Here is an 8,008-nt window from a genome sequence, read left to right on the forward strand (position 1 = left end):
GTTAGACATTATACTTCTTTTCAAAATTAGTTAACATCTTATCTCATATTTATACGACGCTAGTCGCTTTTAAAAATTTTCGGATGAAAGTTTTGGTTTGAATAAATCTTCATGCGATTCCCGTGAATTTAAATATTAATATCCTTCTTTTTTTATTATTTCTTTGTTATAATTAATTATGATTATAAGGATAATACTTATTATTGATATAGATATTTAATGAGGAGGATTTTCATGGAAAATAATAAAAAATATATGATCGAAACCTGGGGTTGTCAGATGAATGAACATGATTCTGAAAAAATGTCAGGTATGTTAGAAACAATGGGCTACTCAAAGGTAGAAGATAGGGAAAAGTCTGACCTAATTATATATAATACTTGTTTAGTTAGAGAAAATGCAGAACTTAAGGTTTATGGTAACCTAGGAGAGCTAAAGTCATTAAAAAGAAAAAATCCAGATTTAATAATCGGTATATGTGGTTGTATGATGCAAAAAAAAGAAGTTAGAGATGTTATTAAAGAGAAGTACGGTTTTGTTGATTTAATATTTGGAACCCATAACCTTCACAAATTACCAGAGTTAATTGCTAATCATAACCAAACCTCTAAAATGATTGTTGATGTTTGGGAAGAGGGTGGAAAAATAGTTGAAGGAGTTCCTGCAAAAAGAAAGCATGATTTTAAAGCTTTTATAAACATTATGTATGGTTGTAATAATTTTTGTTCATACTGTATAGTTCCCTATACTAGAGGAAGGGAAAGAAGTAGGGACCCAGAGGATATATTAAATGAAGTATTTAAACTGGCAAAGGAAGGGTATAAAGAAATTACATTGTTAGGACAGAATGTAAATTCATACGGAAAAACTTTAGAAAGCAAACTGTCTTTTGCTCAACTATTACGAATGATAAATGAAGTTGATGGTATAGAACGGATTAGATTTATGACATCTCACCCTAAAGATTTATCTGAAGAGTTAATATATGCCATGAGGGATTGTAATAAAGTTTGTGAACATCTTCATATTCCTTTCCAAGCTGGAAGTAATAGAGTGTTAAAAATAATGAATAGAAAATATACTAAGGAAAAATATTTAGAATTAATAGGTAAAATTAAAAAAGAGATACCCAATATCTCATTAACTACAGATATCATAGTAGGATTTCCAGGGGAAACTGAGGAAGATTTTGAAGAAACTCTAAATGTGGTTAAAGAAGTAGGCTTTGATTCTGCTTTTACTTTCTTATATTCTAAAAGGGAAGGTACTCCCGCTGCTAAAATGGAAAATCAAATTCCTGATAACATAAAACATGAAAGATTCCAGAGGTTATTAGATACCCTTAAACCATTGAGTCATAAATCAAACGAAAAATATAATGGGGAAGTAGTTGAAGTTTTAGTTGAAGGAACAAGTAAAACAGATGATACTGTATTAAGCGGAAGAACAAGAACTAATAAGTTAGTCCACTTTAAAGGTGATAAAGGTTTAAGGGGACAACTAGTAAATGTTAAAATAACTACCACTAAGACGTGGACACTAGAAGGAATTTTGACTTATGAAGAGTAAAAAAGCTTTAGATAAAGCAAGGGAGTTAGCTAGGGCTATAGTAGAATCTGAAGAATATATATTATTAAAGGAGTCTGAAAAGTCTCTTCATAATGATAAAAAAGCTTCTGACCTTTTATCGACCTATAATAAAAAGCTTGATAAGTTTAATGAGATAAAATTTAAGAGAGATGAAGAACTATTAAAAAAATACCATGAAGAGATAACAAAATTAAAAGATGATATAGACAACAATACCACTATCAATAATCTTTATAGATGTCAAAAAAATTATGATAATCTAATCTCTAATATTAATAATATTATAAATTATTTTACTGGAAATGATAAGAAAAGTAAATGTGGTAACTGCAGTGGATGCAAAGGCTAAGTTTAAACTTAGCCTTTTATGTACTTATAAATATATTTTTTATTATGATATAATATTGATAATTGATAAAATGGAGGGAAAAAAATTGGCGAAATTAACACCAATGATGAAACAATATATGGAAATCAAGGAAAAACATAAAGACTCTATTCTATTCTTTAGACTAGGGGATTTCTATGAGATGTTCTTTGATGATGCTTTAACGGCATCTAAAGAGCTAGAGATAGCCCTTACGGCTAGAAATTGTGGTCAAGATGAAAAGGCTCCAATGTGTGGTGTTCCCTATCATTCATCTAAATCTTATATAGCCAAGCTTGTAGAAAAGGGTTATAAAGTTGCTATATGTGAACAAGTAGAGGACCCTTCTGAGGCAAAGGGCATAGTTAAAAGAGATGTGGTACGGATAGTAACCCCTGGAACAATAACCGATTCAGAAATTTTAAATGAAAAAGAGAATAACTACTTGTGCTCTGTATTTATAGATGATGATGGACTGGGAGTCTCCTATGTTGACATATCTACAGGAGATATGTACACAACTGAACAAAAGGATAATCTAAGTAATAACATAAATACTCTAATAGACGAATTAGCTAAGATTAATCCAACTGAAATAATAGCTAATAACTTTTTATATGAAAGGGAAGAATTAAAGCAACAAATAGTTAATAGGTTTAATGTTGTTCTTAATCATTATTATGATTGGGCATTTGATTTATCTACTGCAAGAAAGGCTATAGAAAATCAGCTTTCTGTTATAAGTCTAGACGGGTTTGGTCTAGAGGATAGTAACAACTCTATAAAAGCAGCGGGAGCTTTGATAGAATATCTTAATGAAACCCAAAAGCAATCTTTAGAACACTTAAACACAATAGTTCCCTATTATATAGATAGATATATGGTATTAGATATCAATACTAGAAGGAACCTAGAGTTGACGGAGACATTAAGGGATAAAACTAAAAAGGGTTCCCTATTGTGGGTATTAGATAAAACATCTACAGCAATGGGAAGTAGGATGTTAAAGAAATGGATCGAAGAACCTTTAGTAGACTCCGATGAAATAAAAAACCGACTGGACCCGATTGAAAGTTTAGTTGATAATGTTGTCATTATGGATGATATAAAAGAATTATTAAAGGAAGTATATGATATAGAAAGACTTGTTGGTAAAATCTCCTACGGAAACTGTAATGGAAGGGATTTAGTTTCCCTTAAAAATTCAATATCAATTTTGCCTGAATTAAAAAAATTACTTATACAAGAAGATTTAAATAAGTTATCTGTACTTGGAAGTAATATGGATACTCTAGAAGATATATTTAAGTTAATAGATGATTCTATAGTAGATGACCCTCCTGTAACCCTTAAGGAAGGAGGCATCATAAAGGGAGAATATAATAAAGATCTCTATGAATTAAGGGAAGCCTCGACAAATGGTAAACAATGGATAAGTGAATTGCAGCAAAGAGAGAGGGAAAGAACAGGGGTCAAATCCTTGAAAGTAGGATACAATAAAGTGTTTGGTTATTATATAGAACTAACTAAGACAAATATTGACTTAGCTCCCGATAACTATATAAGAAAACAGACACTATCCAATTCTGAAAGATTTATAACCCCTGAGTTAAAAGAAATGGAGTCCAAAATCTTAGGTGCAGAAGAAAAAATGACCACTTTAGAATACCAATTATTTCTTGAAATTAGGGATGAAATAAAGGCAAATATTAAAAGAATTCAAAAAACAAGTAAAATAGTTTCTACTGTAGATGTATTATCTTCTTTAGCTACTGTGGCATTTAAAAATAACTATATTAGACCTAGTATTAATACAGAAGGTATAATGAATATAGAAAATGGTAGACATCCGGTGGTGGAAATAATGTTAGAGGATGGTCAGTTTGTCCCTAATGATACTTTATTAGATAATAAAGATAATAGGATATCTATTATAACTGGACCGAATATGGCAGGTAAATCCACTTATATGAGACAAGTGGCCCTTATCACTTTAATGGCACAAATAGGTAGCTTTATTCCAGCTGATAATGCAAATATACCCGTTGTAGATAGAATATTTACACGGGTAGGGGCATCGGATAACTTAGCCCAAGGTCAAAGTACCTTTATGGTTGAAATGAGTGAAGTAGCCAATATACTTAATAATGGTACAAAAAATAGTTTAATCATTTTAGATGAGATCGGTAGGGGTACAAGTACCTATGATGGTCTTAGTATAGCTTGGTCTGTGGTTGAGTATATAGCTAATAAAACAAAAATAGGAGCTAAAACCTTATTTGCAACCCATTATCATGAGCTTACAGAACTAGAAGGTAAAATAGATGGAGTTAATAATTATAGGATTTGTGTTAAAGAAGAGGGAGAAGATATAATCTTTTTAAGAAAGATTGCAAAGGGAGGAACAGATAGGAGCTATGGGATAGAAGTTGCTAGATTAGCTGGAGTCCCTAGAGAAGTAATAAATAGAGCTAATAATATACTAAAGGATTTAGAAGATAGAGATATTAATAAAGATAATGTAAAGGAAATTAACGTTAATGAAGAACTTAAAGAATCTAGTGATGTTAAAGAGGTTGCTTTCACAAGTTATAACATTGAAGATAATAATATAGATAAAGATAGTTTACAGTTAGACCTTTTCGCAGTAAAGGAAAAGGAATTAATTGATAAAATTAAGTCTATAGACATGATGAAAGTTACTCCCCTAGATGCCATAAACATATTATATGATTTGGTTAGTAAAACAAAAGAAATATAGGTGATATAAATGAGTAATATTAAATTGTTAGACGACAAAACTATAAATAAAATTGCAGCAGGTGAGGTGGTGGAAAGACCATCCTCTGTTGTAAAGGAACTTATAGAAAATTCCATTGATGCAAACTCTTCTTCAATCATTATTGAGATAAAGTCTGGAGGTAAGAAATATATAAGAATTACCGACAATGGTGATGGTATAGAAAATGATGATATAGATTTAGCTTTTATTAGACATTCCACCAGTAAAATAAATTCAATCGAAGATTTGGAAAAAGTTAATTCTCTGGGATTTAGAGGAGAAGCCTTGGCAAGTATTGCAGCTGTTTCTCAAGTGGAATTAATAACTAAAACAGCCTCTTCCATGTCTGGTATACAGGTAGAGGTTAGTGGTGGTGGTAAAGCTTCTAAAAAGGAAGTGGGGTGTCCTAAGGGCACAACTATAATAGTAAAAAATATATTTTTTAATGTTCCAGTTAGAAGAAAGTTTTTAAAAAGTGATTCCAGTGAAGCTTCCCAAATAAGTGATATTATATACAAACTGGCTCTAAGTAATCCAAATATTTCATTTAAATATATTAAAGATGATAAGCTAATACTAAAAACGCCGGGAAAAGGAAACCTGCTGAATACTATATATAGCCTTTTTGGTAAACAATATGCCAAGTCCTTAATTGATATAAACTATAATGGTGAAGATTTAAAAGTCAACGGTATGATTTCTTTACCTTCATTTACTAGGGGAAATAGAAGTCATCAGTATCTTTTTGTAAACGGAAGATATGTAGAAAATGGAAATATATCAAGATATATAGAAAATGCATATAAATCATTGGTTCCAATAAATAGGTTCCCTATTTTTATAGTATTCATAGAAACAAGTCCCGATGAGGTAGATGTAAATGTACACCCAAATAAAATTGAAGTTAGGTTTAATAGACTTGATGATATAAAAAATAAACTGTTTAAGCTTATTAAAGATCAGTTTAAAAAGAAAAATCTTATTCCTGAGGTTAATATTACGACAAAGAAAAAGAAGGAAGAAAAAGGGGTTCAGGATAATTTTATTGATATAGTTAAAGAAAAGAAACAAAAAGAAACCAAATCCAACTCAACTTTAGACTTAAGTTCTGACTCAACTTCAAATAAAAGTCTTCCAACCTTTATAGATCAAAAAAAGGTAGATGTTTATAAACACGACTTTAAAAAGGATACTGATTTAGACATAAATGAAAGCTGTGGGGATAATTATGGGCTAAACAATGGACCTAACATAATAAATAATGAAAACAAGAAAGCTAAAGAAGATAGTTTAAAAAATGTTAATGATAGTTATAATGATAGTGTGGAAGTCTTGCCTGATATTAAAATAATAGGGATACTATTTAGTACTTATATTCTTGCTCAAGATGGTAACGATACCTTTTATATGATAGATCAACATGCTGCCCATGAAAGGGTTATGTATGAAAAACTTAAAAATCAATATGAAAAAGAAAATGTTTTAATTCAAGAACTTTTAGCTCCAGAAATTATAGAATTAACTAATAGAGAGATAGAAATTGTTAAAGATAATATAGAGATTTTTCAAAAGGTTGGTTTTTTGATTGAAGATTTTGGTTCTAATTCAATTATATTAAGGGGAGTTCCAATGTTATTTGGAGATCCAAACTCTAAAAGCCTATTTTTAGATATATTAGATAAACTTAACAGTGAGATAAATAGTGGTTATAATCTAAGGATAGAAAAAATTATGAAAATGTCCTGTACTAGTGCTATAAAAGCAGGAGATAATATATCCGATGTTGAAGTTAATAGATTAATAGAGGATTTAAAAAAAGCTAAAGAACCATATACTTGTCCCCATGGAAGACCTATAATTATTAAAATGTCTAAATATGAAATAGAAAAAAAGTTTAAACGTATACAGTAAAGGATGATATAATGACTAAAAAGAAACCATTATTTATTTTGGTAGGACCTACCGCTGTAGGAAAAACAAGTACTTCTATTAATCTAGCAAAACAGTTAAATGGAGAAATTATTTCAGCAGATTCTATGCAAATATATAAGTATATGGATATTGGAACTGCCAAAGTAACCGACGAAGAAAAGCAGGGCATAAAACATTATTTAGTGGATGAAATCTTTCCCAATGAGAAATTCTCAGCTGCAGATTTTCAAAAAAGGGCAAATAAATATATAAGCCAGATATTAGTTAAAGATAAGATGCCCATAGTAGTAGGGGGAACAGGACTTTATGTAAATTCATTGGTATATGACTTGGATTTTACTAAGGCTATATCTAATAATGAATTAAGAAAGAAGTTTGAAAGTGAAGCCTCTAGATATGGAAATGACTATGTAATGGAGAAACTAAAGGAAGTGGACCTTAAATCCGCTAAAAGAATACACATAAATGATACCAAAAGAATAATAAGAGCTCTTGAGGTCTACCACGAAACAGGAAAACCAATGTCTGAATCATACAATAACTTTAGAAAACCAAACCCATTATATGATATAGCATTTGTAGGGCTTTATATGGATAGAAAAAAGCTATATGATAGAATCAACTATAGGGTGGATAAGATGATAGAAGAGGGACTAATTGATGAGGTTAAAAACCTTATAAATATGGGATATGATAAAGATTTAGCTTCAATGCAGGGCTTAGGTTACAAAGAAATTATTAATTGGTTAGATGGAAAATATGATTTTGAAGAAGCCATTAGAATACTTAAAAGGGATTCTAGACGTTTTGCCAAAAGACAATTAACATGGTTTAGACGTGATAATAGAATAAAGTGGTTTGATGTTGAAAAATGTAGTGATAAAAAAGATTTATCTAAAAACATAGCTAACTATGTTAGGAAAAAGTTAAATTATTAAACAAATATATATATTGGAGGGGATAGTAGTGAAAAACAATATTAATTTACAAGATGTATTTTTAAATAAGGTAAGAAAGGAAAACATAAGTATAACAATATTCCTTATGAATGGATATCAGTTAAAGGGCTTTGTAAAGGGGTTTGATAATTATACTATAGTACTTAAAGGAGAAGGTAAACAACAACTAATCTATAAACATGCGATATCCACAATAGTTCCATCTAGTGAAGTGAACTTTCTAAAAAGTAGATAATAACATATTTTAATGTAAAGGGGCTGTCGGGAAATAGACAGTTAATAAAAAATAGTATAATGGATATCCATTATATTATTTTTTTATGCAAAAAAGAAAAAAAGGAAGGTTAAAAATAACCTTCCCATTTCCGTTATATAATA

Annotated in this window: 6 protein-coding genes; all 6 read left to right on the top strand. The window is 30.0% G+C overall.

Annotated elements, in window-relative coordinates:
• Window positions 1-234: 234 nt before the first annotated feature.
• The 6 genes from miaB to hfq are packed head-to-tail and all read left to right on the top strand — an operon-like array spanning window position 235 to window position 7,865.
• Window positions 235-1,569, top strand: coding sequence for a tRNA (N6-isopentenyl adenosine(37)-C2)-methylthiotransferase MiaB (gene miaB / locus V6137_RS19730; RefSeq protein ID WP_425449681.1), 1,335 nt, complete (start codon window positions 235-237; stop codon window positions 1,567-1,569).
• Complete coding sequence (locus tag V6137_RS19735; protein ID WP_425449682.1) at window positions 1,559-1,939, top strand: YlbF family regulator; 381 nt, start codon at window positions 1,559-1,561, stop codon at window positions 1,937-1,939. Before miaB ends, V6137_RS19735 begins: the two co-directional genes overlap by 11 nt.
• A complete protein-coding gene (gene mutS, locus V6137_RS19740; protein WP_425449683.1) occupies window positions 1,893-4,718 on the top strand; it encodes a DNA mismatch repair protein MutS in 2,826 nt (941 codons plus the stop codon). The genes V6137_RS19735 and mutS overlap by 47 nt, the downstream gene beginning before the upstream one ends.
• A 9-nt stretch (window positions 4,719-4,727) precedes the next feature.
• A complete protein-coding gene (mutL, locus tag V6137_RS19745) occupies window positions 4,728-6,650 on the top strand; it encodes a DNA mismatch repair endonuclease MutL (protein ID WP_425449684.1) in 1,923 nt (640 codons plus the stop codon).
• An 11-nt stretch (window positions 6,651-6,661) separates the two neighbouring features.
• A complete protein-coding gene (miaA, locus tag V6137_RS19750) occupies window positions 6,662-7,609 on the top strand; it encodes a tRNA (adenosine(37)-N6)-dimethylallyltransferase MiaA (RefSeq protein WP_425449685.1) in 948 nt (315 codons plus the stop codon).
• Between the two features lie 28 nt (window positions 7,610-7,637).
• Window positions 7,638-7,865 (top strand): RNA chaperone Hfq, encoded by a 228-nt coding sequence (gene hfq, locus V6137_RS19755; protein WP_425449686.1) that lies wholly within the window; start codon window positions 7,638-7,640, stop codon window positions 7,863-7,865.
• Window positions 7,866-8,008 lie beyond the last annotated feature (143 nt).

The sequence above is a fragment of the Dethiothermospora halolimnae genome (assembly GCF_037577855.1).
Taxonomy (GTDB): Bacteria; Bacillota; Clostridia; order Tissierellales; family VENL01; genus Dethiothermospora; species Dethiothermospora halolimnae.

Bases quoted from the DNA above. Each gene is read 5' to 3' on its own strand.
- miaB (WP_425449681.1), top strand. From the start codon at position 235: ATGGAAAATAATAAAAAATATATGATCGAAACCTGGGGTTGTCAGATG.
- V6137_RS19735 (WP_425449682.1), top strand. From the start codon at position 1,559: ATGAAGAGTAAAAAAGCTTTAGATAAAGCAAGGGAGTTAGCTAGGGCT.
- mutS (WP_425449683.1), top strand. From the start codon at position 1,893: ATGATAAGAAAAGTAAATGTGGTAACTGCAGTGGATGCAAAGGCTAAG.
- mutL (WP_425449684.1), top strand. From the start codon at position 4,728: ATGAGTAATATTAAATTGTTAGACGACAAAACTATAAATAAAATTGCA.
- miaA (WP_425449685.1), top strand. From the start codon at position 6,662: ATGACTAAAAAGAAACCATTATTTATTTTGGTAGGACCTACCGCTGTA.